Consider the following 24999-nt stretch of genomic DNA (forward strand, 5'->3'; position numbering starts at 1 on the left):
GCGGGCGGTGATCTTCGTCTGGCAGGCTACGAACCCCCTGGAGCATCGGAGGTAACCCCATGGCCGCGCTGTCCGTCCCCGGGCCCCTGGTCACCGTCGGCTGGCTCGCCGAGCACCTGGACCACCCGGGTCTGGTGGTGCTGGACGCGAGCGTGGGCGCCGCCGCGGGCGACGACCCGGGGATCCCCGGCGCCCGACGGTTCGACGTGGACGGCCCGCTGTCCGACCCGTCGAGCCCGCTGCCGCACACCATGCCGGGAGCCGAGCGGTTCACCCGGGAGCTGCGGGCGCTCGGGGTCGGCGGGCACAGCACCGTCGTGGCCTACGACCGCCTCGGGATCTACTCCGCCGCCCGCGCCTGGTGGATGCTGCGCGCGATGGGCTTCGACCGCGCCGCGGTGCTCGACGGGGGCCTGCCGGCCTGGACCGCCGCCGGGCTGCCGCCGGGCCGGGCCGCGGCCGGGCCGCCGCCCGCCGGCGACTTCACGGCCAGGCCGCGTCCTGGGCTGATCGTCGACAGTGCGGCGGTGGTGCGGGCACTCGCCGAGGACGGCACCGCGGTGCTCGACGCCCGCACCCGGGAGCGGTTCGCCGGGGAGGTCGAGGAGCCGAGGCCCGGGCTGCGGCGCGGCCACATGCCCGGCGCGCTCAACCTCCCGTTCGGCGACCTCCAGGACGCCGGCCGGATGCGCCCGGCCGCCGAGCTGCGGGCCCTGTTCGCCGACCTGGTCGGCGGGCGCGAGCGGCTGGTGGTCAGCTGCGGATCCGGGGTGACCGCCTGCGTCCTGGCGCTCGGCGCCGACCTGGCCGGCTACCGCGACCTGGCGGTGTACGACGGCTCCTGGAGCGAGTGGGGCCTGCCCTCCGCCCTGCCGGTTCAGACCGGCCCGGCGTCCCGGGGGTAGCTCCCCGACGCCCCCGGTGGTGGGTGGCCAGGGCCTCAGTGCGGGCCTTCGGCCGGGACGGCCCGGGGGCCCTCCACCAGCCGGACCGGGACCTCGCCGGCCGCCGCCCGGACCTGCCGGGCGAATGCGGGCGACTTCAGCGTCTCGGCCGTGGCGTGCACCAGGATCCCGGTGCCGTCCGCCGCCGGGGTGGCACCCAGCACCTCCAGGTGGATCCGGCCGTCCCCCTGGGCGGCCATCACCCGCTGCGCCGCCGCGAGTTCGTCCCTGGCGCTGTACCCGCACACGGTGACGTCCACCGGCACCCGGGCCGTCTCCGGGTGGGCCCGGCGGGCGGCCGCGACCAGCTGGCGGGCCCGGTCGGCGTCGGTCGCGTACAGCAGCACCCGGTTGCGGCCGCCGTCCAGGGACAGCGCCGACCAGGTGTCGGCGAACTCGCCGCGGCCCTGGTCCCCGAGCGCGGAGGCGGCGCCCCACAGGTCGGCCGGCGGTGCGGCGGTGTCGGCCGCGGGCGCGACGGCGGTGAGGGTGACGGCCCCGTGGTCGGGGGACGCACAGGCGGCTGTCACGGCGACGGCGGCGAGGGCCAGGGCGAGGGCGGCGGCGCGACGCTTCACGGCGGTGTCCTTCCGGAGCTGACGGGGTGACGGCCCTTGGACGGGCGCCGCGCGGTTCCGGTTCCGCGACCGGACCCCGGGGCCGCACCGCTCACAGGTCGACCCGCACCCCGATGCCCTGCTCCCGCGCGCGGTCGTGCACCACCCGGGCGGCCGCCACGTCGAGCGCGGCGTGGCCGGTGGACTTGAACACGGTCAGCTCGCCCGCCGAGCCGCGCCCGGAATGGTCCCCGGCGAGGACCGCCCCCAGCAGCGCGACCCGATCGCCCGGCACCCCCTGGACCTCGCCCGCCCCCGCCGGCATGTGGGCGAGCGAGGCGCTGGCCCCGGCCGAGCCGGACGCGGTGCGGCGGGCCCGGCCGGGCAGCTGAACCGGAGCAGCGCCCAACTGGCCGTCGACGCGCGCGCCCTGGCCGACGCCCGGGCCTCCGGCCTGACCGCCGTCACCATCACGCTCGGCTGCACCATGGGTGACCTGCCGCCGTACGAGCACACCCTGGACGAGATCGCGGTGTGGGACGGCATCATCCGCGACAACGCCGCGGACCTGGTCAAGGTCCGGACCGTCGAGGACGTCCACCGGGCCCGGCGGGACGGCCGGATCGGGATCGTCTACGGCTTCCAGAACGCCGTCGCCCTGGGCACGGACCTCGACCGGATCAGTACCTTCGCCGAATTGGGGGTACGCGTCGTCCAGCTCACCGACAACCAGGCCAACCATCTCGGCGACGGCTCGACGGCCCCGGAGAACCGCGGCCTGACCGCCTTCGGGCGCGAGGTGGTGGCGGGCCTGAACGAGCGCCGGGTGATCGTCGACCTCTCGCACAGCGGCGAGCGCACCTGCCGGGAGGCCACCGAGGCCGCCCGGCAGCCGGTCTCGATCAACCACACCGGCTGCCGGGCGCTGGCCGACCTGCCGCGCAACAAGACGGATGAGGAACTGCGCCTGGTCGCCTCCCGCGGCGGTTTCGTCGGCATCTACTTCATGCCGTTCCTGACCCTCTCCGGGCCACGCCCGCGCGGCGGAGGCGGTCGAGCTGCGCCGCAGCAGCGGCGTGGCGGCGGCGGGGGCGCGCGCCGACACCCTCCCGTTCGTCGAGGACCTGCGGGAGGTGGACCGGTTCCGGGAGCTGGTCCGGTTGTTGGAGCGGCGCGGCTTCGGATCGGAGCGGATCGAGAAGATCCTCGGCCGCAACGTCCTGGACCACGCCGCCCGGGTCTGGGCCGGCTAGCCGAGGTCTCCCGCGGGCGTGTCCGGGCAGTCGGTCGGGCCGTGCGAGGACACCCGGTAGAGCCCGCGCCGGTGCACGGTGGCATGCCAGGAGCAGTCCGAGCGGATGTCGCGCACGGCGACGAAGCCGCACGGCTGGTAGGAGCAGCGGCAGCCGGCGGGCCGCTCGTCGCTCTGCTCCTCCTCGTCGCGGCGCCGGTGCTCGTCGTCCCGGGTGAAGCAGTGGCCGTTGCCCTCGTGCCAGGCCAGCAGGTCCGCCTCGGCCCGGTCCGCGCCCGACCACCTGCCGGTCAGCTCGGGGACGTCCCGGCCCGGGCCGGGCAGCCACCGCCGGACCGCGGTGGCGACGTCGGCGGGGTCGGCGAACAGCTCGGACAGCCCCAGGCGGTAGGAGAAGTGCGGGATGATCAGCAGGCCGCTGTCCTCCTCCATCAGGTGCCAGCCCCGGTGGTGCTCCCAGCCGAGTTGGACCCAGTCGTGGTCGCTCCACCCCGACTCCTGGAAGTGGCCGGGCTCGAACGTGAAGCCGCAGTCCGAGTCCTCCGGCTCCGCGACGTCGAGGTTCCAGGCGCGGTGGGTGAGCTCCGTGCTCCAGCTGCGGCGCACCCCGAGGCCCTCGGCGGTCAGTGCGGCGTGCACGGCGGCCAGGTAGTGCGCGTGCGGCAGGTCGGACATGGTCGTTCCCCTCCCCGGTGCTCACCCGGATCTCCCGGGTGCTCGCCTCCACCGTAGCCCTGCCCGAGGGCCGGATGATCACGGGGGCGGCCCGCCCGCCGGCTACCCGTGCCGGGCGAAGTCCTCCAGCGAGACGGCGTAGGACCGGCGCTCGGCCAGGTACCGGACGCAGTAGGCGCGCGGGTACCAGCCGGGCTGCTGCCAGGCCTGCGGCTGCTTGACCGGGGCGCAGGCGGACGCCTGGTCCGCGTCCCGGGCGTCGCGCAGGGCGGCCAGCGAGACCATCGGCTCCAGGAAGCTGATCCGGGCGTCGTACGAGCCGTAGACGAAGGTCTTGGTGAACGGTGCGCCGTGCCACTCGGCCGAGGACGGGTCGGCCAGGTGGTTGCCCATGGCCGCCTCGGTGAGGTTCCGGTTCTGGTACCCCTGCGGGAGGTACTCGGGCGGGACGGCGCGGGTGGCGGTGGCGGCGTCCGCGCAGTTGATGACGCCCCGGCAGGGGCCGGGGCGGATGGCGTCCCGCTCGGCCTTCGACTGGAGGTAGAAGTGGTTGTCGAAGTGCGGTCGGTCGTAGGCGCCGGCGGGCGGGTGCCCCATCGGGTTCCAGTTCAGCAGGGCCCACTTCAGCGGCATCCCGGGGAGGTCCAGCACCGCGCGCGGCAGCGGCAGCACGTACTCGTGGTTGGCCACGCACTCGGTCATCGGGTCGATCGTGCCGTCCCCGTCGATGTCGAAGCAGTGGTGGCCGTCGGTCATCGCGGTCGGCAGGCCGTCCAGGGCGTGTTCGGAGTAGAGGATCCCGACGGCCAGCGGCCGGCCGCCGTCCAGCTGTCCGTACGTCCGCACCAGCCCCCGGCCCAGCCGCTGCGGCGTGCCGAGGGCGAGGCACGGGCGGTGCGCGGCGGCGCCGGCCCGGCAGCTGCCGAAGTCGGCGGGCGGGGCGGGCACCACCGGTGCGGCCGCGGCGGCCGGCAGCGTGCCGGCGGCCAGCGCGCCGACCGCCAGCGCCAGCCGGGCGGAGGCCAGGCGGAGTCTCGATGCCATGGGGGGTGCCTTTCGGGACGGTCCGGTCCGATCTGCCGTCGAGGGATCCCCCGAACACGGCCGGCGGGCTGCGCGTGTCCCCAAGAGTCACCCGGATGGCAGTGCCGGCCGGGTGCGGGCCGCCGGGGTGCCGGCGGGCCCGGGGTGCCAGGATCGGTGTCAGGAATTCGTCGATCGGCCGGGAGTGCTGCGCTGTGGGTGGACTGCGGGTTGTCGTCTTCGGGGCTTCGGGCATGGTCGGTCAGGGGGTGCTGCGCGAGTGCCTGCTGGACGAGCGGGTGGCGAGCGTGCTCGCGGTGGTGCGCTCGCCGCTCGGGCGCTCGCACCCCAAGCTGACCGAGCTGGCGGTCGGTGACTTCGCCGACCTGGCGCCGGTCGGTGACCGGTTCGACGGGCTGGACGCCTGCTTCTACTGCCTGGGCGTCTCCTCGGTGGGGCTGGACGAGCCGGCCTACACCCGGATCTCCTACGACTTCCCGCTGGCCGCGGCCCGCGAGCTGCTGGGCCGCAACCCCGGCCTGGTCTTCACCTACGTCACGGGTGAGGGCACCGACCGCACCGGGCGTTCGCGGGCGATGTGGGCCAGGGTCAAGGGCCGGGCCGAGAACGACCTGCTGGCGCTCGGCGGGGGCACCTACGTGTTCCGCCCCGGCTTCATCCAGCCGCTGCACGGTGCCAGCTCCCGCACCGGCTGGTACCGGGCCGGGTACGCGCTGACCAGGCCGATGCTGCCGGTGCTGCGGCGGTGCTTCCCGCGCTGGGTGACCACCACCGAGGCGGTGGGCCGGGCGATGCTCGCGGTGGCGCTGCACGGGGACGAGCAGCACGTGCTGCCCACCCGGGAGATCAACCGGCTCGCCGAGCGCTGAGCGACGGTCCGGGTGGGCGGGCCTCTTGACGAGTGCTTTGCTTTCACCCAATCATCATGGTCGCGTCAAGTTTTTCCCGGCGCCGCGCTCGCACCCCAACCGCGCGCGGCGGTCCGGCCCTGCGCTGTTCCGTCCTGCCCTGTTCCCGTTCTGCCCCACCGGAATCTGGAGCCCCCATGCCCGAGCCCGCTGTGCGGCGCGCGATACGGCGATCCCGTGTCCGCCGCTCCGCCGTGGCGGCCGCCGCCGTCACCGCCGCCGCCGTCGCCACCTTCCTCGTCCCGGGCGGTGCCTCCGCCAGCTCCACGGCCCGTCAGGCCGCGCTCGCCGCACCGGACATCCCGGTCGCGAACGTCAAGGCGCACCTCGCCCAGCTGCAGTCCATAGCGACCGCCAACGGCGGCAACCGGGCGCACGGCCGGGCCGGCTACAAGGCCTCCGCCGACTACGTGAAGGGCAAGCTGGACGCGGCGGGCTTCACCACCGTGCTGCAGTCCTACACCTACAACGGCGCCACCAGCTGGAACGTGATCGCGGACTGGCCGGGCGGCGACACCGCCCACACGGTCATGGTCGGCGCCCACCTGGACTCCGTCACCGCCGGCCCCGGCATCAACGACGACGGCTCCGGCTCGGCGGGCATCCTGGAGACCGCGCTGGCCGTCTCGCGGGCCGGCCTGCAGCCCACCAAGCACCTGCGCTTCGGCTGGTGGGGCACCGAGGAGGCCGGCATGGTCGGCTCCAAGAACTACGTCAACAGCGTGTCCAGCAGCGACCGTTCGAAGATCGAGGCGTACCTCAACTTCGACATGATCGGCTCGCCCAACCCGGGCTACTTCGTCTACGACGACAACGCCGCGCTGGACACGCTGTTCAAGAACTACTTCTCCGGCCTGGGTGTGGCCACCGAGCCGGAGACCGAGGGCGACGGCCGCTCGGACCACTCGCCGTTCAAGAACGCGGGCATCGCGGTCGGCGGGCTGTTCAGCGGGGCCGACTACATCAAGACCGCCGCCCAGGCCGCCAAGTGGGGCGGCACCTCCGGGCAGGCCTTCGACCGCTGCTACCACGCCTCCTGCGACACCTCGGCGAACATCGACGACACCGCGCTGGACCGGATGAGCGACGCCATCGCGTACGCGATCTGGACCCTCGGCGCCGGCGGCAGCACGCCGTCCCCCTCGCCGTCGCCGACCACCCCGGGCGGCAACGTCTTCGAGAACACCGCGGACGTCGCGATCCCGGACGCGGGCGCCGCCGTGACCTCCTCGGTCACCGTCTCCGGCCGGACCGGCAACGCGCCGGCCGCGCTCCAGGTCGGCGTGGACATCAAGCACACCTGGCGGGGTGACCTGGTGATCGACCTGGTCGCGCCGGACGGCACCGCCTACCGGCTGAAGAACTCCAGCAGCAACGACTCCGCCGACAACGTCGTCACCAGCTACACGGTGAACGCCTCCGCCGAGGTGGCCAACGGCACCTGGAAGCTGAAGGTCCAGGACGTCGCGGCGCAGGACACCGGCTACATCGACAGCTGGAAGCTCACCTTCTGACGCATCACCACGCACGAGGGCGGGGGCACCGGATCGACCGGTGCCCCCGCCCTGCGCCGTCCTTACGGCTGCATCTCGTACGCACCGCTCAGCGCCTCGACCTTGCTCCAGACCCGGGCCGCGCGCTCGGTGTCGGCCACCGGGCGGCGGACGTGGGCGAGCGCCCAGGCGGCCTGCTCCTCGCTGGTGGAGGCCTTGCCGTGCAGCTCGGTGGCGTGCGCGGAGAAGTCCCGCACCAGCGCGTCGAAGACCTGGTCCAGCACGTCCGCGCCGTCCTCGGACGCCGTCAGGCCGGTCAGCTCGGCCTGCTCCAGCACCAGCTGGCCGTAGACGACCAGCGCGAACAGCTGGCCGATCTCCAGCAGGAAGTCCAGGTCCTGCTGCTGCTCGGCGCTCGGTGCGTGCGAGAGCAGCAGCGCGCAGAAGCCGTCCGCCTGCTCGCGGAACCGGGCCACGTTCGGGACGTGCGCGTGCGCGTCGTAGGCGGTCCGCCAGTCGTGGAAGCGGATCGCGCCCAGGCCCCGGGCCGGGCCCTGGCGGAACAGGAACTCGTCGTCCGCGGCGTCCAGCCGGCTCGGCACCGGCGCGTACTCGGCCGGGTTGAACAGGTAGTTGCCCATGAACTTGAGGATCAGCGCCAGGTTGACGTGGACGGTGCCCTCCAGCTTCGGCAGGCCGCGGATGTCCTTGGCGGCCTTGTCGAAGTAGGTGTCCGCCTCGAAGCCCTTGGCCGCGATGACGTCCCACATCAGGTCGATGACCTTCTCGCCCTCGGTGGTGACCTTCATCTTGGTCATCGGGTTGAAGAGCAGGTAGCGGCGGTCCTCGGCGGAGGCGGTGCGGAAGTAGTCCACCGCCCGGTCGCTGAACAGCTTCATCGCGACCAGCCGGGCGTAGGCGTCGGTCAGCTCCCGGCGCACGTGCGGGAAGTCGGTGACCTTCCTGCCGTACAGCACCCGGTTGTGGGCGTGCGTCACGGCCTCGTACATGGCGTGCTCGCAGATGCCGACCGAGGCCGTGCACAGGTTGAACTTGCCGACGTTCACGGTGTTCAGCGCGGCGTCGAAGGCGGCCTTGCCGGTGTGCAGCACGTCCTCGGCCCGGACGGGGTACTCCTCCAGCCGGAACTCGCTGACGTACATCTGCGCGTTCACCACGTTCTTGACCAGGTGGTAGGCCTCGTGGCGGCTGTCGGCGGCGAAGAAGACGTAGCCCTCGGGGCCGTCCACGTCGGAGCGGCGGCCGAAGACCGAGACCAGGCCGGCCACGTTGCCGTTGCCGATGTAGTACTTGGAGCCGGTGGCGGTGAAGCCGCCCTCGCCGTCCGGGGTGAGGATCATGTCGGTCGAGTAGATGTCCGCGCCGTGGCTGCGCTCGGACAGGCCGAAGGCCATCACGTGGCCCTCGGCCAGCAGCTTGGCCGCACGGGCCCGGACGGCCTCGTTCTCGCTCTGCCAGACCGGGCCGAGACCCAGGATGGTGACCTGCCAGGTGTACCAGTAGCCGAGGCCGTAGAAGCCGAGGATCTCGTTCAGCTCGGCGTTGCGGGCGGTGTCCCAGCGCTTGCCGGAGTCGGCCGAGGACGGCGTCAGGAACTCCGCGAACAGCCCCTCCTTGGCGGCGAACTCGAGGAAGTCCGCGTACCAGGTGCGGTCGATGTAGCTGTCGATCAGCGACTTCTTGCCGCGCGACTCGAACCAGTCCACGGTGGCGCGGAGCAGCCGACGGGTCGGCTCGTCGAACTGCACGGGGTCGTAGCTGCGCGGGTTGAAGAGCATGGTGTCCGTCCCAGGGGGTTCGAGGGTCAGGGGTTCGAGGGCGGGGGCTGCGACGTCAGTGGTGCGGGCGCCGGCCGCCGAGGCGGTGCAGGGTGGCGAGCACGTCGTCCAGCCAGGCGAGGGTCATCCGTTCGTACTCGATGCCGCCGCGCAGCACCACGTGCTGAAGCTCCTGGCGGGCGTCCGGCGCGGAGCCGGCCGGGAAGTCCCGCTGCTCGCCGGCCAGGTAGCGGGCCAGCAGGGCGGCGTGCGACTCCCGGTGCCGTTCGACCTCGGAGATCAGCGCGGCGGGGTCGTCGAAGGCGGCGGCGCGGATCTTCACGGCCAGCTCGTGCCGGACGGTCTCCGGCTCGACCGGCTCGCGCAACCACCCGGAGAGCGCGGCCCGGCCGGGGTCGGCGGCCGAGTAGACCTTCTTGTCCGGCCGGCCGTCCTGGGCGACCTCTTCGGCGGCGATCCAGCCGTCCGCCTCCATCCGCCGCAGCACCCGGTAGATCTGCTGATGGGTGGCGGTCCAGAAGCGGCCGATCGACCGGTCGAACCGGCGTGCCAGCTCGTAGCCGGAGCCGGGCTGCTCCAGCAGCGAGACGAGGATCGCGTGCTCCAGTGCCATACCCGCATCCTGCTATGCAACGAGTTGCATAGGCAACGGGGCCGGCCCGGGTTGAGACGCAGCTCACCCGGAACCCTTGATAGGTAGATCATCGACATATGGCGACGGTGGGCCTATGCTCGCCCCATGACAGACCGTCAAGTCCAGGAGCCGACCCGGCTCGTACTCACCGCGCTGGCCGATGCCCCGCGGCACGGCTACGCGATCATCCAGGAGGTGCTGGCCATCTCCGAGGGCCGCACCCGACTGCGCACCGGCACCCTCTACACCGCGCTCGACCGGCTGCTCCAGCAGGGCCTGGTGCGGATCGAGGGCGAGCAGGTGGTCGGCGGACGGCTGCGCCGCACCTTCGCCCTCACCGAGCAGGGCAAGGAACTGCTGACCGAGGAGACCCGGCGGCTGCGGCTCGCCGTGCTGGAGGCCGAACGCCGCCTGGGCACCGCCCGGCTGCGCCCGAACGGAGCGAGCGCATGAGCGAGCGGCACACCCCGCAGGTCGGCCGGCTGCTGGTCGGCCTCTACCCGGCCCGCTACCGGGAACTCCACGGCGAGGACATCGCCGCCACCTTCGCCGAGGCCACCGAGGGCCTGGGCCGCCGCGAGCTGCTCCGCGAACGCCTCGACCTCGCCTCCCACGCGCTGCGGCTGCGGCTGCGGATCGGCCCGACCGATCCGGCCGGGCGGGTGCTCGCCGGGGCCGCACCGGTCGCGCTCGCCATAGCGGTGGGTGCCTGCCTGGCCTATCTGCTGCCGGGCCTGGGCGAGGTCGCCGACGCCTTCGCCGGCGCGAGCGCGCGGCCTCGGTGGGCCCTGGTCGTGGCGGGCCTGTTCGTGGCGTTCAGCGCGCCCTGGATCGTGACCCTGCTGTTCGCAGCGCTGGGCCGCTGGCGACCGGCCAGGAGGGTGGCCGTGCTGGCGATCTTCGTCGACTGCGCCCTGATGGTCGTGCTCGGGCAGACCTACGGGGTCGCCGGTGAGGCGCTGCGGCTGGCCGTGCTCGGCGCGCTGGTGCTGCTCGCCCCGCCGGACCTGGTGGATACCGGCCGGCGGGGGCGGTGGGAGGTCACCGCGGTCGCGCTCCTGGTCGGCCTGCCGCTGGCCGGGGCATCCCAGGGCGCGGCGGTCCTGATCGGCATCCCGATCCACTCGGTGCCGGCCCTGGCCGCCACCTGGGCGTTCGTGGTCGCGGCGGTGCTGCTGCTGTTGCACCTCTCGGCCCGCCGGCCCGACCGGCTCAGGGGAGCGGGCATCGCGCTCGGAGCGTCGCCCTGGTTGCTGCAGTACCTGCCCGCCGGTCCGCTGTCCGCGCTGATGATCCGGACGGGGACGGAGTTCCTGGTGCTCGTCGGCGGCGCCGTCATCCTCGGCGGGCTGGTCCGCCTGCTGCGGCGGACGCTCGGGACGGAGCCGGCCGAACCGGCCTGAGCCCGGCGGGCCCCGCCGACCGGCAGGATGGCGGCATGACCGAGGAAGCCGAGCTGCTCCGGTGGCGGATGCACGCCCAGTTCGCCGAGCGGCCCTCGGCGGTCGCGGAGATCGCCCGCCGCTGCGCCGGCGTCCAGGCCCAGGACGCCGGCGCCGTCCGGCTGGCGCTACGGGCCCGCGGGCTGACCGATCCGGCCGCGGTGCAGGCCGCGTACCGGGCCGGCGAGGTGGTCGCCAGCTGGCTGATGCGCGGCACCCTGCACCTGGTGCCGGCCGAGGAGGCCGCCGGACTGCTGGCGCTGTACCGGGAGCGGCTGCTGAGGGCTGGCGCCCGGCGCCGCCGGGAGCTGGGCCTGACCGAGGAGCTGTGCGCCCGGGCGCTGGCCGTCGCCCCCGGACTGCTGGATCCGCCGCCGAGCCGGGCGGAGCTGATCGCGCGGCTGCGCGAGCACGGCGTCCCGGTGGAGCCCACCGGGCAGGCGCCCGCGCACCTGACGGCCTTCCTCGCGGCGCACGGCGTGCTCTGCCGGGGTGCGGACGTGACGCCGCGCGAACCCGGGTACCGGCCGGTGCCGCCGGGCCGCGATCCGGCGGTCGGCGCTCCGGCGACCGGGAGGCCGGCGACCGGGAGGCCAGTGGTCGAGGAGGCGGTGGCCGCCGAGCTGGCCCGGCGCTACCTCGGCGCCTTCGGCCCGGCCGCCCCGGCGGACCTCGCGGCCTGGTCGGGGCTGCCGGTGGCGGTGGCGCGGCGGGCCTTCGCCGCGGTCGGCGCGACGGAGCTGCGGCCCGGGCTGTCCGCGCTGCCCGGATCGGTGCCGCCGCCCGCCGGCCCGCCGCTGGTGCGGCTGCTCGGCGGCTACGACAACTTCCTGCTGGGGTACCGCTCCCGGGAGCCGATGCTGGACGCGGTGTGGGCCCGGCGGATCAACGCCGGGGGCGGGGTGATCCGGCCCGCGCTGGTGGCGGACGGTCGGGTGCTCGGGACGTGGCGGAAGGCGCCCGGCGAGCTGCTGGTGGAGCCGTTCGAGCCGCTGCCGGAGGCCGTCCGGCCGGGCCTCGCGGCCGAGGTCGAGGCGGTCGGCGCCTTCCTGGCGGAGCCGCTGGCACTGCGGCTCGGGGACGCTGGATGAAATATCGGACATAAAGTGCGAATAAGTGTTATATCCGGCCAGGATCGGGTAGCAAAACGACGCCTGCCAAGTCCCGAGCGAGGAGGTGGTCCCGGTGTCGACCCATATGCCCATGGGCATGGAGCACCACCCGGACATCCTGGAATTGCGTGAGCACTACGAGCGGGCCGCGGCCACGCCGCGCGCCCAGGCCATCGAGGCACTGGCCCTGGTGACCGGTCTCTTCCTGGCGATCTCCCCGTGGGTGGTCGGATTCTCCGGCTTCTCCGCGCTGACCATCAGCAACCTGGTTCTCGGGTTGGCCTTCACCGTCCTGATGGCGGGCTACGGTTCCGCCTACGAGCGGACCCACGCGCGGGCGTGGGCCTGCCTGGCGATCGGCGCGTGGACCTGTCTCGCGCCCTGGTGGACGGTGGGCAGCGAGGCCGTCTTCCGGACGATCCTGACCAACCTGGTGGTGGGCGGTCTGATGATCTGCCTGTCGGTGGGAGCGATCTCCATGGCCGGCTCCCCGACGCGTCGCGGCGGCGGCAGCTGAGTGAGAGCACCCGGCCGGTGCGCGCCGTCGGGCGTCGCACCGGCCGCGGTCATGCCCGGCCCGCCCCGGGTGCTCAGGGCCGGGTCATCCGCAGCACGTCCAGCGCCCGGTCCAGCTCCTGCTCGGTCAGCGTGCCGTTCGCGACGTGGCCGCGCTCCAGGACCACCTGGCGGATCGTCTTGCGCTCGGCCAGCGCCTGCTTGGCGACCTTGGCGGCCTCCTCGTACCCGATGAACCGGTTGAGCGGCGTCACCACGGAGGGCGAGGACTCGGCGTACTCGCGGGCCCGCTCGGCGTTGGCGGTGATCCCGTCGACCGCCCGGTCGGCCAGCAGCCGGGCGCTGTTGGCCAGCAGCCGGATCGACTCCAGCACATTGCGCGCGATCACCGGCAGCATCACGTTGAGCTCGAAGTTGCCGCTCGCGCCGGCCACCGTGACGGTGGTGTCGTTGCCGATCACCTGGGCGGCCACCATCAGCACCACCTCCGGCAGCACCGGGTTGACCTTGCCCGGCATGATCGAGGAACCCGGCTGGAGGTCCGGCAGGTTGATCTCGCCCAGTCCGGTGCGCGGGCCGGAGCCCATCCAGCGCAGGTCGTTGGCGATCTTGGTGAAGCCGACCGCGACCGTGCGCAGCTGGCCGCTCAGCTCCACCAGGCCGTCCCGCGCGCCCTGCGCCTCGAAGTGGTCCCGGGCCTCGGTCAGCGGCAGCCCGGTGGTGCGGGCGAGTTCGGCGATGACGGCGGCGGCGAACCCGGGCGGGGTGTTGATCCCGGTGCCGACCGCCGTGCCGCCGAGCGGGAGTTCGGCGACCCGGGGGAGGGTGGCGGTCAGCCGCTCCACCCCGTAGCGCACCTGCGCGGCATAGCCGCCGAACTCCTGGCCCAGGGTGACCGGGGTGGCGTCCATCAGGTGGGTCCGGCCCGCCTTGACCACGTCGGCGAACTCGGCCGAGCGCCGCTCCAGCGCCGCCGCCAGGTGCTCCAGGGCCGGGATCAGCTCGCCGGTGACGGCGGCGGTCGCCGCGATGTGGATGGAGGACGGGAACACGTCGTTGGACGACTGGCTGGCGTTGACCTGGTCGTTGGGGTGCACCGGGCGGCCCAGCCGCTCGGCGGCCAGGGTGGCGATCACCTCGTTGGCGTTCATGTTGGACGAGGTGCCGGAGCCGGTCTGGAACACGTCGACCGGGAACTCGTCGTCCCAGTGCCCCTCCGCCACCTCGAACGCGGCCTGCTCGATCGCTCCCGCCGTCTCGCCGTCCAGCACGCCCAGTTCGGCGTTGACCCGGGCGGCGGCGGCCTTGATCCGGGCCAGCGCGGCGATGTGCGCGCGCTCCAGCCGCCGGCCGGAGACCGGGAAGTTCTCCACCGCCCGCTGGGTCTGCGCCTGCCACTTGGCGGCCGCCGGCACCCGCACCTCGCCCATCGAGTCGTGCTCGACCCTGAACCTGTCCTCAGCACCCATCGTGCGACACCTCCTGCTCTCCCGAGCCGCGCGGGCGGCCGCAATATTTCCGTTGCCCGGCTGCCGGTCGCCGTGGCCGGTCGGGCCGGTCGGCGGGGCAACCCACGGCCAGCGTCGCGGTGCGGGAGGATGGCGGGGTGAGCGACACACCGGAACTGACCGACCTGCCGGAACCGGCCGACGGACCGGAGCCGGTCCGCGCACCCGATCCGGCGCTCCGCTACGAGGAGATCGCGGCGGACTTGGCGCCGCACGGGGCCATCCGCGCCCAGATGTTCGGCATGCCCTGCCTGAAGGGCCAGGACGGCAAGGCCTTCCTCGGCCTGCACAGCGGCGAGCTGGTCTGCCGGCTGGGGCGCGACACCCCGGCCTTCGCCGAGGCGATGCACCTGCCCGGCGCGCACCTGTTCGACCCGGCCGGCGGGCGGCCGATGAAGGACTGGGTCTGCCTGCCGGTCGCCTCGGCCGGGCACTGGGACAACTTCGCCGATGCAGCACTTCGGGCCGCCCGCTGACGATCCGTCGAATCTTCACTCGAACGGATGAAGATCGGTGCGACCCCGGACGGCTCCGCCCGGCCGCTGCCTAGCCTCGGCCCGGACGTGGACGAGCTGAGACGGGGCGGACGATGGCAGCACGTGAACGCGGCACCGGATTGACCAGGCGCGCGGTGGTGGGCGGGGCCGCCCTCGGGGTGACCGGCTGGCTGCTCCACGGCACCCTCGGGCCGCAGAGCGCGAGCGCCGAAGTCCCGCTGCCGCCCGGGCTGCCCGCCGGGGTGACCCCGTACCGGGCCGAGTACCGCAACTGGTCCGGCGAGATCCGGGCCGACCAGCTGTGGACCTGCGCGCCCGAATCGCCCGAGCAGGTGGTGCAGCTGGCCGACTGGGCCCGGGCGAGCGGCTGGCGGCTGCGCGCCCAGGGCCACCGGCACACCTGGGCGCCGCTCACCGTCCCGGACGCCACCCCCGCCGCCGCGCGGGTGCTGCTGCTGGACACCACCCGGCACCTCACCGCGCTGACCCTGGTCGACGGCTCCACCGTCCGGGTCCGGACCGGCGCCGACATGGAGGCGCTGCTCGCCTTCCTCGCCGACCGCGGCCTCGGGATCGCGGCCTGCCCGGCCCCCGGCGAGCTGACCGTCGGCGGGGTGCTGGCCATCGGCGGCCACGGCACCGCCGTCCCGCCGGCCGGCGGGCAGCCGCTGCCGGGGTACGGCTACGGCACGGTCAGCAACCAGGTGGTCCGGTTCACCGCTGTGGTCCTGGACCCGGTGACCGACCGGTACGTGCTGCGCACCTTCGACCGCTCCGAGCCGGATGCGGCGGCCTTCCTGGTCCACCTCGGCCGGGCCTTCCTGACCGAGGTCGAGCTGCGGGTCGGCCCGGACCAGCGGCTGCGCTGCCTCAGCCGGCTGGACATCCCGGCCACCGAACTCCTCGCCCCGGCCGGCTCCGGCGGCCGCACCCTGGCGAGCCTGGTCGACGGGTCCGGGCGGGTCGAGGTGATCTGGTACGCCTTCACCGAGCAGCCCTGGGTCAAGGTCTGGAGCGCCGCACCGGCCCGCCCGATCGCCGCCCGCGAGGTGCGCGAGCCGTACAACTACCCGTTCTCGGACCGGATCCCGGAGCCGGTCGCCCGGCTGGCCGGCGATATCCTGGCCGGGGCGTGGGGGTCGGCCCCGCTGCTCGGACAGCTCCAGTACCTGGTCACCAAGATCGGGCTCACCGGCGACCTCACCGACCTGCTGCTCGGCGGCGGGCTGCTGCGCGACCTGCTGAGCGGGGACGCGCTGGTGCACCTGCTGGCCGGCGGGCTGCGCTCCGACCTGTGGGGCCCGTCCCGCACCCTGCTCCAGTACGTCCGCCCGAGCACCCTGCGGGTCACCGCCAACGGGTACGCGGTGCTCGCCCGGCGGGCCGACCTCCAGTGGGTGGTGGGCGAGTTCGCCGCGTACTACCGCTCGCTGCTGGCCCGCTACCAGGCGCGCGGCGAGTACCCGGTGAACGGCGGCGTGGAGATCCGGGTCACCGGCCTGGACGACCCGGCCGTCGTCGGGGTGAGCGGGGCCCGGGCACCGCTGCTCTCCGCGCTGCGGCCGCGCACCGACCGGCCGGACTGGGACACGGCGGTGTGGCTGGACGTCCTCACCCTCCCCGGCACGCCCGGGATGCACCGGTTCTGCCGGGAGTTGGAGCAGTACCTGCTGCGGACCTTCGACGGCACCCGGGCCGGGCTGCGGGTCGAGTGGTCCAAGGGCTGGGCCTACACCGACACTGCGGCCTGGGCCGAACCGGAGCTGCTCGACCGCACCGTCCCGGCCTCGCTCGGCGAGGCGGACGGCTGGGCCGAGGCGGTCTCGGTGCTCGACCGGCACGACCCGGCGCGGGTGTTCTCCAACGCCTTCCTGGACCGCCTGCTGCGCTGAACCCCCGGGGGCCCGTGGTCCGACCCGAAGGGGCGGGAGGTTGGGTGCCGTGTCCTCCGGTTCGCCCGGCCCCGTGCCCCCGGAGGTGAGCGGCCCAGGTCCGAGGGAACCCCAGGGCCTGTCCCGAAACCCCGCCTGCGCCGCGACAGCCGGTGCGCACTCCCGCTGCGCCGGGATCCGGTAGGAGAGGACTTCCACCTGGTACGCCGGGAGCACGCGGCGGACGCCGCAGGGCCGCCCTGCGGGCGACGGCGGGGGTTTGAAGACGGGCCCTAACTGTGCGCCGGTTCGGCCGCCGGGGTAGGTCGGTCGGCGGCGGGGGCGGTGGGGGTGGCCGGACGGGGCCGGAGCAGCAGGGCCACCAGGGCGGCCGTGCCGGCCAGCGCCGCGCTGCCGCAGCGCAGCGCGAGGTGCAGCCCCTCGACGAAGGCCGGCCCGTCGGTGCCCGGGCCGGCCGGGCCGGGCGGCAGCCGGCTGGCCAGGATCGCCCCGAGCACCACCACCCCGATCACCCCGCCCAGCTCGCGCAGGGTGTTGACGGTCGCCGACGCCATCCCGGCCCGGGCGGGTTCGACGCGCCGCATGACCGTGATCGACACCGGCGCGAAGGTCAGCCCCATGCCGAACCCCATCACCAGCAGTACCCAGAGGTACTGCGGGTAGCGGGCGTGCTCGCCGTACGCCGACAGGCCGGCGAGCGCGACCGCGCACAGCGTCAGCCCGGCCACCAGGGGCGGCCTGGGGCCGTACCGTGCCGTCAGCGCACCGGCCACCGGTGCCGCGGCTACGATCATCGCGGTCGACGGCAGCCCCGCGATCCCGGCGGCCGAGGGCGCCCAGCCCATCACGTCCTGCATGAGCAGCGGCAGGAAGAACACGGCGCCGAACATCCCGAAGCTCACCATGAATCCGGTGAGCATGGCGCCGCAGAGCACCGGATCCCGGAAGAGGCGCAGGTCGAGCATGGGTGTGGCGGTGCGGAGCTCGACCAGCAGGAAGACCGGCAGGAGCAGCGCGGCCAGGGCCAGGCAGCCCAGCACGGCGGGGGCGCGCCAGCCCTCGCCCGGTCCGTCGATCAGCGCGTGGACCAGGGCGCCCAGGCCCAGCGCGGAGAGCGCCTGGCCGGGCAGGTCGAGCCGCGGGACACCGGCGGTGAACTCCGGCAGTGCCCGCGCCGCCAGCAGCAGCCCGGCGACGCCGACCGGGACGTTGATCCAGAACACGCCGGACCAGCCGAACGCCTCGACCACCGGGCCGCCGAGCACCGGTCCGACCGCCAGGCCGAGGCCGGAGACGGCGGACCACAGGCCGACCGCGCGGGCCCGTTCCCGCTCGTCGGTGAAGACGTGCCGCAGGATCGACAGGCTGCCCGGGGTCAGCAGCGCCGCGCCGACCCCCTGGAGCATCCGCGCGGCCACCAGGGTGCCGGTCGACCAGGAGAGCCCGGCCGCCGCCGAGCCGGCCGTGAACAGTGCCAGGCCGACCAGGAAGATCCGCCGCCGGCCGTAGCGGTCGCCGAGCGTGCCGCCGGTGAGCAGCAGGGCGGCGTAGACCAGGCTGTAGCCCTCGACCACCCACTGCAGCCCGCCCACGCCGGTGTGCAGGTCACGGCCGATCCGCGGCAGTGCGTTGTTGACGATGACGTTGTCGAGCATCGCCATGAACATGGTGGCGCACAGGGTGGCGAGTACCAGCCTCTTGCGCCGAGGGGTCCACTCCTCCATCACTCTCCCTAACGGTGTTAGACGATATGGCGTGGCCAGAATGCCCCTAACGGTGTTAGATGGCAAGGGGATTTCCGAGCGGATCTCCCCGGGGCAGAGGAGTGGCCGGTGACGGAGGACGGGGCGGCGCAGCCGGGGCTGAGCCGCGAGACGATCGCGCAGGCCGCCCTGCGGGTGCTGGAGCGCGAAGGCATCGACGGGCTCTCGATGCGCAAGGTCGGCGCCGAGGTCGGGGTGCAGGCCGCCTCGCTGTACTGGCACGTGCGCAACAAGGAGCAGCTGCTGGACCTGCTCACCGACGCGCTGATGGCGGACGCCGTGCCACCGCCGCGCACGGGCCACTGGCGCGACCAGCTCCGCGCGTACTGCGAGCTCCACCGGCAGTACCTGCTCGGGAAGCGGGACGCGGCCAAGGTGGCGGCCGGCCGGCTGGCGCCCGGCCCGCACATCCTGCGGCTGATGGAGGACCAGCTCGGCCGCCTGCGCGAGGCCGGGTTCTCCGCCGCCGATGCCGCGCTGACCAGCCATCTGCTCGGCGTCTACGTCCAGGGCTTCGTGCTCCAGGAGCAGGCGCCGCTCTCGGCCACCGAGGCGATGGGGGCCGGCCGCCGGGCCGCCGCCACGGCGGTGGGGGACCAGTTCCGGGCCCTGCCCGAGGCCGAGTTCCCCCACCTCGTCGCGCTGGCCGGCGACCTCACCGAGCCGACCATGGACGACCGGTTCGCCTTCGGCCTCGAACGGCTCCTGGACGGACTGGCCGCCCTGCTGGAGCCCCCGACCGACCCCACCGAGGACAGGAACAGCACCCATGAGTGAGCGCACCTACCGGGTCATCGTCCGAGGCGTCTTCGCCGGCCTCGACGAGGGCCGGCGCGCCGCGCTGCTGGCGACCGCCGACCAGCACGACATCCTCACCGCCGCGTTCACCGACGAGGGCACGCTCATCTACGACCGGGCGCTGCGCACCTTCACCTTCCGCTGCGTGGTGCGGCAGGGCGCCGACGGCGACGAGGAGGCGGCGGTCACGCGCGCCTGCGAGCGGGCGGCCGCGACGCTGGCCGGGCGCGGGGCCGGCCACGGGCCGCTGCGCGGCAGCGCCACCAGCCTGGACGACATGAAGATCCGCCGGCCGCGGCGCTGAACGGCGGCCGACCGGGCGGGGGAGCGGGCGGGGGAGCGGCCCGCGCCTCCCACGGGCCTTCTCAGGCCAGCGACTTGTGGAAGAACGTGGTCGGGCGCAGCACTCCGGCCGGGTCGGCGGCGTAGTCCGGCACGCTCCCCAGCCTGGTCCACCCCGCGGAGTCGTACAGCCGCTCCGCGGGGCTGCCGCTCTGGGTGTCGAGCAACAGCAGGCCGACCCCGAGCGCGGGTGCCTGCCGCTCGGCGTGCCGGAGCAACTCCCGGCCCAGGCCCCGGCCGCGGGCCTCGCCGTGCACGATCAGCTTGGCCAGCTCGGCCCGGTGCCGGCTGTTCGGCATGGTGTTCAGCCGCAGCTGGACGGTGCCGAGCAGCCGCTCGCCGTCGCACGCCGCCCAGAGTGCGATCGAGCCGTCCGCGACGCCCGCGGCCAGGCCCCGCCACCAGTCCGCGGCCGCGCCCGGGTCGAGCGGGTGCAGGAAGCCCACCGAGGAACCGTGCGCCACCGCGTCGGTCAGCAACTCGCCGAGCCGGTCGGCGCTGTCCAGCAGTTCCGCGGCGCCGAGCCGGGTGATGACGGGCGCGCCGGTGTCGGTGGCGCCGGTGGGGCCGGGGCCGGTGGGGCCGGGCGCGCCGGGCACGGTGGGCATGTCGGGCTCCAATCGTCGGGCGACTGTGGGCATCATCTCGTACCGGCCGGTACCGGCAGCGCGGCATACTCGTCGCCGCGGCCCCACCCCGCCGCGCCGCCACCGTCCGAGGAGACCGCCATGGCCACCACCCCCGACCGCCTCGACCCGGCCGACCTGCTCGGCGTCGGGGAACTGCTCACCGACGAGGAGCGCCTGATCCGGGACACCGTGCGCAGGTTCACCGAGGACCGGATCCGCCCGGAGATCGGCGACTGGTTCGAGCGCGGCACCTTCCCGGTCCGTGAACTCGCCCCGGAGCTGGGCAAGTTGGGCGTGCTCGGGATGCACCTGGACGGTTACGGCTGCACCGGCTCCACCGCCACCGAGTACGGCGTGGCCTGTATGGAGCTGGAGGCGGCCGACTCCGGCCTGCGCAGCTTCGTCTCGGTGCAGGGCTCGCTGGCGATGCGCTCCATCCACGCCTTCGGCTCCGAGGAGCAGAAGCAGCAGTGGCTGCCCGAGCTGGCCGCCGGCCGGGCGATCGGCTGCTTCGGCCTGACCGAACCGGACTTCGGCTCCGACCCGGCCAACATGCGCACCCGGGCCCGCCGCCGGGGTGCGGACTGGGTGCTCTCCGGCACCAAGATGTGGATCACCAACGGCTCGGTCTCCGACGTGGCCGTGGTCTGGGCGCAGACCGAGGACGGCGTGCGCGGCTTCCTGGTGCCGCGCGGCGCCGCCGGTTTCACCGCCACCGACGTGCACGGCAAGCTCTCGCTGCGGGCCTCGGTCACCAGCGAGCTGTCCTTCGACGAGGTGCTGCTGCCCGCCGACGCGATGCTGCCCGGGGTGCGCGGCCTGCGCGGCCCGCTCTCCTCGCTGAACGAGGCCCGCTACGGCATCCTCTGGGGCACCGTCGGCGCGGCCCGCGACTGCTACACCGCGGCGCTGGACTACGCCAAGACCCGGATCCAGTTCGACCGGCCGATCGCCGGCTTCCAGCTCACCCAGCAGAAGCTGGTCGAGATGATGCTGGAGGTGGAGAAGGCCTACCTGGTGGCCGTGCGGATCGGCCGGCTGAAGGACGAGGGGCGCAGCCTGCCCGCGCACGTCAGCTTCGGCAAGCTCAACAACGTCCGCAGCGCGCTGGAGATCGCCCGCTCGGCCCGGACCGTCCTCGGGGCCAACGGTGTCACCACCGCGTACTCGCCGCTGCGGCACGCCAACAACCTGGAGTCGGTGCTGACCTACGAGGGCACCTCGGAGATCCACACCCTGGTCCTCGGCGAGGCGATCACCGGCGAGGCCGCCTACCGCTGACCGGTGCCGATGCCCGCCGACCCCCGCCGACCACTGCCGCCGACCCGGCCCGACCGGGAAACCCGCTGGTGGCGGGGGTGGGAGGCCCGATACGGTGCGGCGACCGGAAGGAGAGCCGCGCCCATGACCACCGACACCACCACCCTCTGGCGCCCCACCGGGTCCGCGGAGCTCGCGCTCGTCGAGGCCGCGGACCGGCGGTCCTGGCCGCCGAGGCTGCCGGACCAGCCGATCTTCTACCCGGTGCTGAACGAGGACTACGCGATCCGGATCGCCCGCGACTGGAACGTCCCGGCCTCCGGGGTCGGCTACGTCACCAGGTTCGAGGTCGACCGCGCCTTCCTGTCCCGGTACCCCGTCCGGCAGGCCGGGGGCCGGACGATCCTGGAGCTGTGGGTGCCCGCCGAGGAGCTGGCCGAGTTCAACCGGCACCTGGTGGGCCGGATCGAGGTGGTCCGCGCGTTCCGTCCCGGCGGGCCGCCGTCGGGGATGCGCTGCACCGCCGAGTGACGCACACGCCGCCCACGATCGGGGTGCCCGGGTTTCGCGGGATGCTCCGGGTGCGATAGGACGGGGCGTAACCGCCACCCGAAGGAGCCCCATGGCAGCCCCATCCGTCGATGCCGACGGGGACCGCACCACCGACACCGCCGGCATACCGACGACCGGCGCGCCGCCGGGGACGACCACCGTGGTCGTCCTCGGCGGCCTGGCCGCGCTGGGCCCGCTCACCCTCGACCTCTACATGCCGGCGCTGCCGGCCCTGCGGTCCGACCTGCACTCCACCGTGCCGGCCGCGCAGCTCACCCTGACCGCCTCGATGATCGGGCTGTCGCTCGGCCAGCTGCTGTTCGGCCCGCTCAGCGACCGGCTCGGCCGGCTGCGGCCGCTGGTGGTCGGCCTGGCCGTCTACACCGCCGCCACCGTGCTCTGCGCGCTCGCGCCGACGATGGAGGTGCTGATCGGCGCCCGGCTGGTGCAGGGCGTGGCGGGCTCGGCCGGGCTGGTGATCTCGCGGGCGATCGCCCGCGACCGCTACGAGGGGGTGGCGATGATCCGCTTCCTGGCCTCGCTGGGGGTGATCTCCGGGCTGGCCCCGATCCTGGCCCCGGTGCTCGGCGGCCAGCTGCTGCGGTTCACCTCCTGGCGCGGCACCTTCGTCGCGCTCTCCGTCCTCGGCGGGCTGCTCACCGTCGGCGCGCTGGTCGTGCTGCGCGAGACGCTGCCGCCGGAGCGCCGCCACGCCGGCGGCCTGGCCTCGACCTTCCGGGCCATCGGCGGCCTGCTGCGCGACACCCCGTTCCTCGGCTACGTGCTCACCAGCACCTTCGCCTTCGGCGCGCTGTTCGCCTACGTCGGCGGTTCCTCGGTGGTGCTGCAGGGCGTCTACCACGTCTCGCCGCAGACCTACAGCCTGATCTTCGCCACCAACTCGGTCGGCGTGGTCGCCTTCACCCAGCTCAACGGCCGGGTGCTGGCCGGGCGGTTCGGCCAGTCCGCGCTGATGCTGACGGGGCTGGGGATGGCCGCGCTGGCCGGGACGGCGCTGATCGCCTTCACCGCGGTCTGGGACGTCGGCCTGGCGGGCGTGTGGCCCGCGCTCTTCCTGCTGATGGCCGGCCAGGGCCTGATCCTCCCGAACTCGGCGGCCGGGGCGCTCACCATGGCCCCGCACGCGGCCGGCTCCGCCTCGGCCCTGCTCGGCACCAGCACCTTCCTGTGCGGCGCCGTGGTCGCCCCGCTGAGCAGCGCCGGCGGCCGGCCCTCGGCCGTCGCCCTGGGCGTCATCGTGCTCACCTGCGCCCTGCTGGCCGGGTCCGCCTACCTGCTGCTCTGCCGCCCCTGGGCCCGCGCCCGGCCCGCGGTCGCGGACGCCCCGGCGGTCTAGTACCGCTCGCCGGTCCAGTACCCGGGGCCCGCCGGTCCGCACCGTGGGCGGGTGCGGACCGGCGGGGGTCGGGCGGGTCAGGAGACGGTGAAGTCGTCCCCGTAGACGTTGCCCTGGCCGAACCAGCCGTGCAGGTACACGGTGACGGTGCCGGAGGCCCCGGTGGTGAAGGGGACGCTCAGCTTGGTCCAGCCGGTGCTGGAGGTCCAGGTGCTGGCCGTGGCCCCGCCGCTGACGCCGAGGAAGGCGTAGCTGCCCTGCACCCAGGCGCTCAGGGTGTACTTGGTGTTGGGCGCCAGCGTGACGCTCTGGCCGCACTCGCCGGTCTGGCTCGCGGTGGCCGCGACCTGCAGGGCCTTGCTGCCGGAGTGCACCGGGGTGGCGACCACGGCGCCGCCGCTCTGGCAGCTCCACGGGCTCAGGGTGCCGCTCTCCAGACCGCCGTTGACCAGCCCGGTGCCGCCCGTGCCGTTGACGGTCAGGGTGTAGGTGGCGGTGTGGCTGCCGCTGGGGGCGGTGCCGGTGACGGTGAGGGGGTAGCTGCCGGGGGTGGTGGCGGCGGTGCTGGTGATGTTCAGGGTGGCGCTGGCTCCGGCGGTGACGGAGGAGGCGCTGAGGGTGGCGCTGACGCCGGCGGGGGCGCCGGTGACGGCGAGGTTGACGGTCTGCGCGGAGCCGGCGGTGACGCCGGTGTTGATCGTCGTGGTGGCCGAACCACCGGGGTTGACCGCGCCGTTGGTGGGCGCCAGCCCCACCGAGAAGTCGTTGGCGGTCTGCCCGCCGCCGGTGAACGGCGCGAAGGTGTGTGAGAAGTCCCAGGTGCCCTGGCTGATGCCGGAGCAGCTGTCGGAGCCCGCGGTACCGACGCAGCCGCCGTTGTCGCGCTGGAGGGCCCAGAACGACAGGGTGTTGACGCCCTTGGCGACGGCCCAGTTGTAGACGTTGGTGGCGTCCGCCAGGGTGAAGGTCTCGGCCGGGCCGAAGTCGTCGATCCCGATCATCTCGATGATGCCGATCGAGGCCCACAGCTGCGCCGGGGTCTTGGTCGGGTAGAGCTTCGCCAGCTGGTTGTAGAGCCCGGTGGTGGCGGTCTTGGTGTCCTCGCCCATGGTGTGGGCGGCGTTGTCGTAGTAGTCGAAGGTCATCTGGTTGACCACGTCGATCCGTGCGTTGTTCTGCACGGCGTTCTTCAGCACCGCGAGCCCGCTGGCGGCCAGCCCGCTGGTGGTGGTGGGCAGCGTGTAGGAGAACTGGACGGAGCGCCCGTTGGCCGCGGCCCAGTCCTGGACCAGCTTGATCGCCTTGTTGCGGCGGTCGATGCCGGCCGTGTTGGTCAGCGAGTTGTCCTCGATGTCGAGGTCGATCCGGCTGATGTCGTAGGTGGTGACGACCTTCTCGAAGGCGGCGGCGATCGCGTTGACATCGGTGCAGCTGTCGGCGAGTTCGGTGCCGGTGTTGTCGGCGGTGTAGCCGCCGAAGGACGGGATGACGTCCCCGCCGTTCGCCCGGATGGTGGTGATCTCGCTGCCGAAGACGGTCGAGGCGACCGGCATCCCCGTGTCGCCGTTCCAGAGCGGTGCGCAGGAGCCCTTGGTGGCGGTCTGCAGGAAGGCCATGGTCAGGTACTTGGCACCGGACTGGGCCGCCAGGGTGGCCGGGTTCTCGCCGGTCCACGCCTCGAAGTACGGCGCGAAGACGTGCTGCGGCAGCGGGGTCGCCGCCTGGGCGGTGCCCCCGCCCAGGGCCAGCAGGCCCGCCGAGGCGGCCACGGTGGCACAGGTGGTCAGCAGAGCCTGGATCGATCTGTACAGGCGCATGAAAGCTCCAACAGACAGGAAGGATGGCCCGCCGGCCCGGACCTGGGCGCGGCGGTGGTCCGCCGCGGTGGGCGGCGGTTGCAGCTGGGGTGGTGCGGCGGTGCACGACAGCACAGCCGGCCGGTGGTCACACCCCCACGATGCGTCCCGGTCGGAAGACCAACGCCTATGGTTGGACTAGACCAGTCGTCTGTCAAGAGCCCTAACT

At 74.0% G+C, this 24999-nt stretch carries 24 protein-coding genes and 1 pseudogene; 15 read left to right on the plus strand and 10 right to left on the minus strand.

What is annotated here, in order from left to right:
- Window positions 1-59: 59 nt before the first annotated feature.
- Complete coding sequence (locus AB0K43_RS00230; protein WP_363634289.1) at window positions 60-905, plus strand: sulfurtransferase; 846 nt, start codon at window positions 60-62, stop codon at window positions 903-905.
- A 35-nt stretch (window positions 906-940) separates the two neighbouring features.
- Here the strand turns inward: AB0K43_RS00230 and AB0K43_RS00235 are convergent, their stop codons facing one another.
- A complete protein-coding gene (locus AB0K43_RS00235) occupies window positions 941-1522 on the minus strand; it encodes a hypothetical protein (protein ID WP_363634290.1) in 582 nt (193 codons plus the stop codon).
- 91 nt (window positions 1523-1613) lie between these two features.
- Window positions 1614-1826, minus strand: coding sequence for a hypothetical protein (locus tag AB0K43_RS00240; RefSeq protein ID WP_363634675.1), 213 nt, complete (start codon window positions 1824-1826; stop codon window positions 1614-1616).
- Here AB0K43_RS00240 and AB0K43_RS00245 point away from each other — a divergent pair.
- Window positions 1746-2459, plus strand: a pseudogene (locus AB0K43_RS00245) (membrane dipeptidase); the annotation flags it as partial. The gene AB0K43_RS00240 and the pseudogene AB0K43_RS00245 sit on opposite strands and share 81 nt — an antisense overlap.
- A 291-nt stretch (window positions 2460-2750) precedes the next feature.
- On the opposite strand, the gene AB0K43_RS00250 reads toward AB0K43_RS00245, so the two are convergent.
- Window positions 2751-3428 (minus strand): hypothetical protein, encoded by a 678-nt coding sequence (locus AB0K43_RS00250; RefSeq protein ID WP_363634291.1) that lies wholly within the window; start codon window positions 3426-3428, stop codon window positions 2751-2753.
- Between the two features lie 102 nt (window positions 3429-3530).
- A complete protein-coding gene (locus AB0K43_RS00255; protein WP_363634292.1) occupies window positions 3531-4472 on the minus strand; it encodes a hypothetical protein in 942 nt (313 codons plus the stop codon).
- 233 nt (window positions 4473-4705) lie between these two features.
- On the opposite strand from AB0K43_RS00255, the gene AB0K43_RS00260 reads away from it, so the two are divergent.
- Both AB0K43_RS00260 and AB0K43_RS00265 read left to right on the plus strand, forming a co-directional pair.
- Window positions 4706-5341 carry an epimerase gene (locus tag AB0K43_RS00260; RefSeq protein ID WP_363634293.1) on the plus strand — a complete coding sequence of 212 codons (636 nt, stop codon included), beginning with the start codon at window positions 4706-4708 and terminating at the stop codon, window positions 5339-5341.
- Between the two features lie 203 nt (window positions 5342-5544).
- Entirely contained in the window at window positions 5545-6894 is a 1350-nt protein-coding gene (locus AB0K43_RS00265) for a M28 family metallopeptidase (RefSeq protein ID WP_363634677.1), read from the plus strand.
- Window positions 6895-6956: 62 nt separating this feature from the next.
- On the opposite strand, the gene AB0K43_RS00270 is transcribed toward AB0K43_RS00265, so the two are convergent.
- Together AB0K43_RS00270 and AB0K43_RS00275 are read right to left on the minus strand one after the other, a co-directional pair.
- Window positions 6957-8672: an acyl-CoA dehydrogenase family protein gene (locus AB0K43_RS00270; RefSeq protein WP_363634294.1), complete on the minus strand. Its 1716-nt coding sequence runs from the start codon at window positions 8670-8672 to the stop codon at window positions 6957-6959.
- A 55-nt stretch (window positions 8673-8727) separates the two neighbouring features.
- Window positions 8728-9285, minus strand: a complete 558-nt coding sequence (locus tag AB0K43_RS00275; protein WP_363634295.1) for a PadR family transcriptional regulator — start codon at window positions 9283-9285, stop codon at window positions 8728-8730.
- 126 nt (window positions 9286-9411) lie between these two features.
- On the opposite strand from AB0K43_RS00275, the gene AB0K43_RS00280 reads away from it, so the two are divergent.
- The 4 genes from AB0K43_RS00280 (at window position 9412) to AB0K43_RS00295 (ending at window position 12377) form a co-directional block, all read left to right on the plus strand.
- Window positions 9412-9759: a PadR family transcriptional regulator gene (locus AB0K43_RS00280; protein ID WP_363634296.1), complete on the plus strand. Its 348-nt coding sequence runs from the start codon at window positions 9412-9414 to the stop codon at window positions 9757-9759.
- On the plus strand, window positions 9756-10709 hold the full coding sequence (locus AB0K43_RS00285) for a hypothetical protein (RefSeq protein ID WP_363634297.1): 954 nt from the start codon (window positions 9756-9758) through the stop codon (window positions 10707-10709). Before AB0K43_RS00280 ends, AB0K43_RS00285 begins: the two co-directional genes overlap by 4 nt.
- Before the next feature lie 35 nt (window positions 10710-10744).
- Window positions 10745-11839 carry a winged helix DNA-binding domain-containing protein gene (locus AB0K43_RS00290; RefSeq protein WP_363634298.1) on the plus strand — a complete coding sequence of 365 codons (1095 nt, stop codon included), beginning with the start codon at window positions 10745-10747 and terminating at the stop codon, window positions 11837-11839.
- 94 nt (window positions 11840-11933) lie between these two features.
- Window positions 11934-12377, plus strand: coding sequence for an SPW repeat protein (locus AB0K43_RS00295; protein WP_363634299.1), 444 nt, complete (start codon window positions 11934-11936; stop codon window positions 12375-12377).
- 73 nt (window positions 12378-12450) lie between these two features.
- Here AB0K43_RS00295 and AB0K43_RS00300 read toward each other — a convergent pair whose 3' ends face one another.
- Window positions 12451-13845 carry a class II fumarate hydratase gene (locus tag AB0K43_RS00300; RefSeq protein WP_363634300.1) on the minus strand — a complete coding sequence of 465 codons (1395 nt, stop codon included), beginning with the start codon at window positions 13843-13845 and terminating at the stop codon, window positions 12451-12453.
- 137 nt (window positions 13846-13982) lie between these two features.
- Here AB0K43_RS00300 and AB0K43_RS00305 point away from each other — a divergent pair, with 137 nt between their 5' ends.
- Both AB0K43_RS00305 and AB0K43_RS00310 read left to right on the plus strand, forming a co-directional pair.
- The gene (locus AB0K43_RS00305) at window positions 13983-14360 is read left to right on the plus strand and encodes a hypothetical protein (RefSeq protein WP_363634301.1); all 378 of its coding nucleotides are present in this window, start codon (window positions 13983-13985) and stop codon (window positions 14358-14360) included.
- A gap of 113 nt (window positions 14361-14473) precedes the next feature.
- Window positions 14474-16273, plus strand: a complete 1800-nt coding sequence (locus tag AB0K43_RS00310; RefSeq protein WP_363634302.1) for a cholesterol oxidase substrate-binding domain-containing protein — start codon at window positions 14474-14476, stop codon at window positions 16271-16273.
- Between the two features lie 272 nt (window positions 16274-16545).
- Here the strand turns inward: AB0K43_RS00310 and AB0K43_RS00315 are convergent, their stop codons facing one another.
- On the minus strand, window positions 16546-17997 hold the full coding sequence (locus tag AB0K43_RS00315; protein WP_363634303.1) for an MFS transporter: 1452 nt from the start codon (window positions 17995-17997) through the stop codon (window positions 16546-16548).
- Window positions 17998-18105: 108 nt separating this feature from the next.
- On the opposite strand from AB0K43_RS00315, the gene AB0K43_RS00320 reads away from it, so the two are divergent.
- Entirely contained in the window at window positions 18106-18813 is a 708-nt protein-coding gene (locus AB0K43_RS00320; RefSeq protein WP_363634304.1) for a TetR/AcrR family transcriptional regulator C-terminal domain-containing protein, read from the plus strand.
- Window positions 18806-19138 carry a DUF6204 family protein gene (locus AB0K43_RS00325; protein WP_363634305.1) on the plus strand — a complete coding sequence of 111 codons (333 nt, stop codon included), beginning with the start codon at window positions 18806-18808 and terminating at the stop codon, window positions 19136-19138. Before AB0K43_RS00320 ends, AB0K43_RS00325 begins: the two co-directional genes overlap by 8 nt.
- 61 nt (window positions 19139-19199) lie before the next feature.
- On the opposite strand, the gene AB0K43_RS00330 is transcribed toward AB0K43_RS00325, so the two are convergent.
- Window positions 19200-19784: a GNAT family N-acetyltransferase gene (locus AB0K43_RS00330; protein ID WP_363634306.1), complete on the minus strand. Its 585-nt coding sequence runs from the start codon at window positions 19782-19784 to the stop codon at window positions 19200-19202.
- 120 nt (window positions 19785-19904) lie between these two features.
- Between AB0K43_RS00330 and AB0K43_RS00335 the strand changes: the two genes are divergently transcribed.
- From AB0K43_RS00335 to AB0K43_RS00345, 3 genes are all read left to right on the plus strand, one after another.
- On the plus strand, window positions 19905-21086 hold the full coding sequence (locus AB0K43_RS00335) for an acyl-CoA dehydrogenase family protein (protein WP_363634307.1): 1182 nt from the start codon (window positions 19905-19907) through the stop codon (window positions 21084-21086).
- 123 nt (window positions 21087-21209) lie between these two features.
- Window positions 21210-21596 (plus strand): ADP-ribosylation/crystallin J1, encoded by a 387-nt coding sequence (locus tag AB0K43_RS00340; protein ID WP_363634308.1) that lies wholly within the window; start codon window positions 21210-21212, stop codon window positions 21594-21596.
- A 91-nt stretch (window positions 21597-21687) separates the two neighbouring features.
- Entirely contained in the window at window positions 21688-22974 is a 1287-nt protein-coding gene (locus AB0K43_RS00345; protein WP_363634309.1) for a multidrug effflux MFS transporter, read from the plus strand.
- 77 nt (window positions 22975-23051) lie between these two features.
- Here the strand turns inward: AB0K43_RS00345 and AB0K43_RS00350 are convergent, their stop codons facing one another.
- Window positions 23052-24791 carry a glycosyl hydrolase family 18 protein gene (locus AB0K43_RS00350; protein ID WP_363634310.1) on the minus strand — a complete coding sequence of 580 codons (1740 nt, stop codon included), beginning with the start codon at window positions 24789-24791 and terminating at the stop codon, window positions 23052-23054.
- Window positions 24792-24999: the final 208 nt, after the last annotated feature.

This window comes from Kitasatospora sp. NPDC049258 (assembly GCF_040678895.1).
GTDB lineage: Bacteria > Actinomycetota > Actinomycetes > Streptomycetales > Streptomycetaceae > Kitasatospora.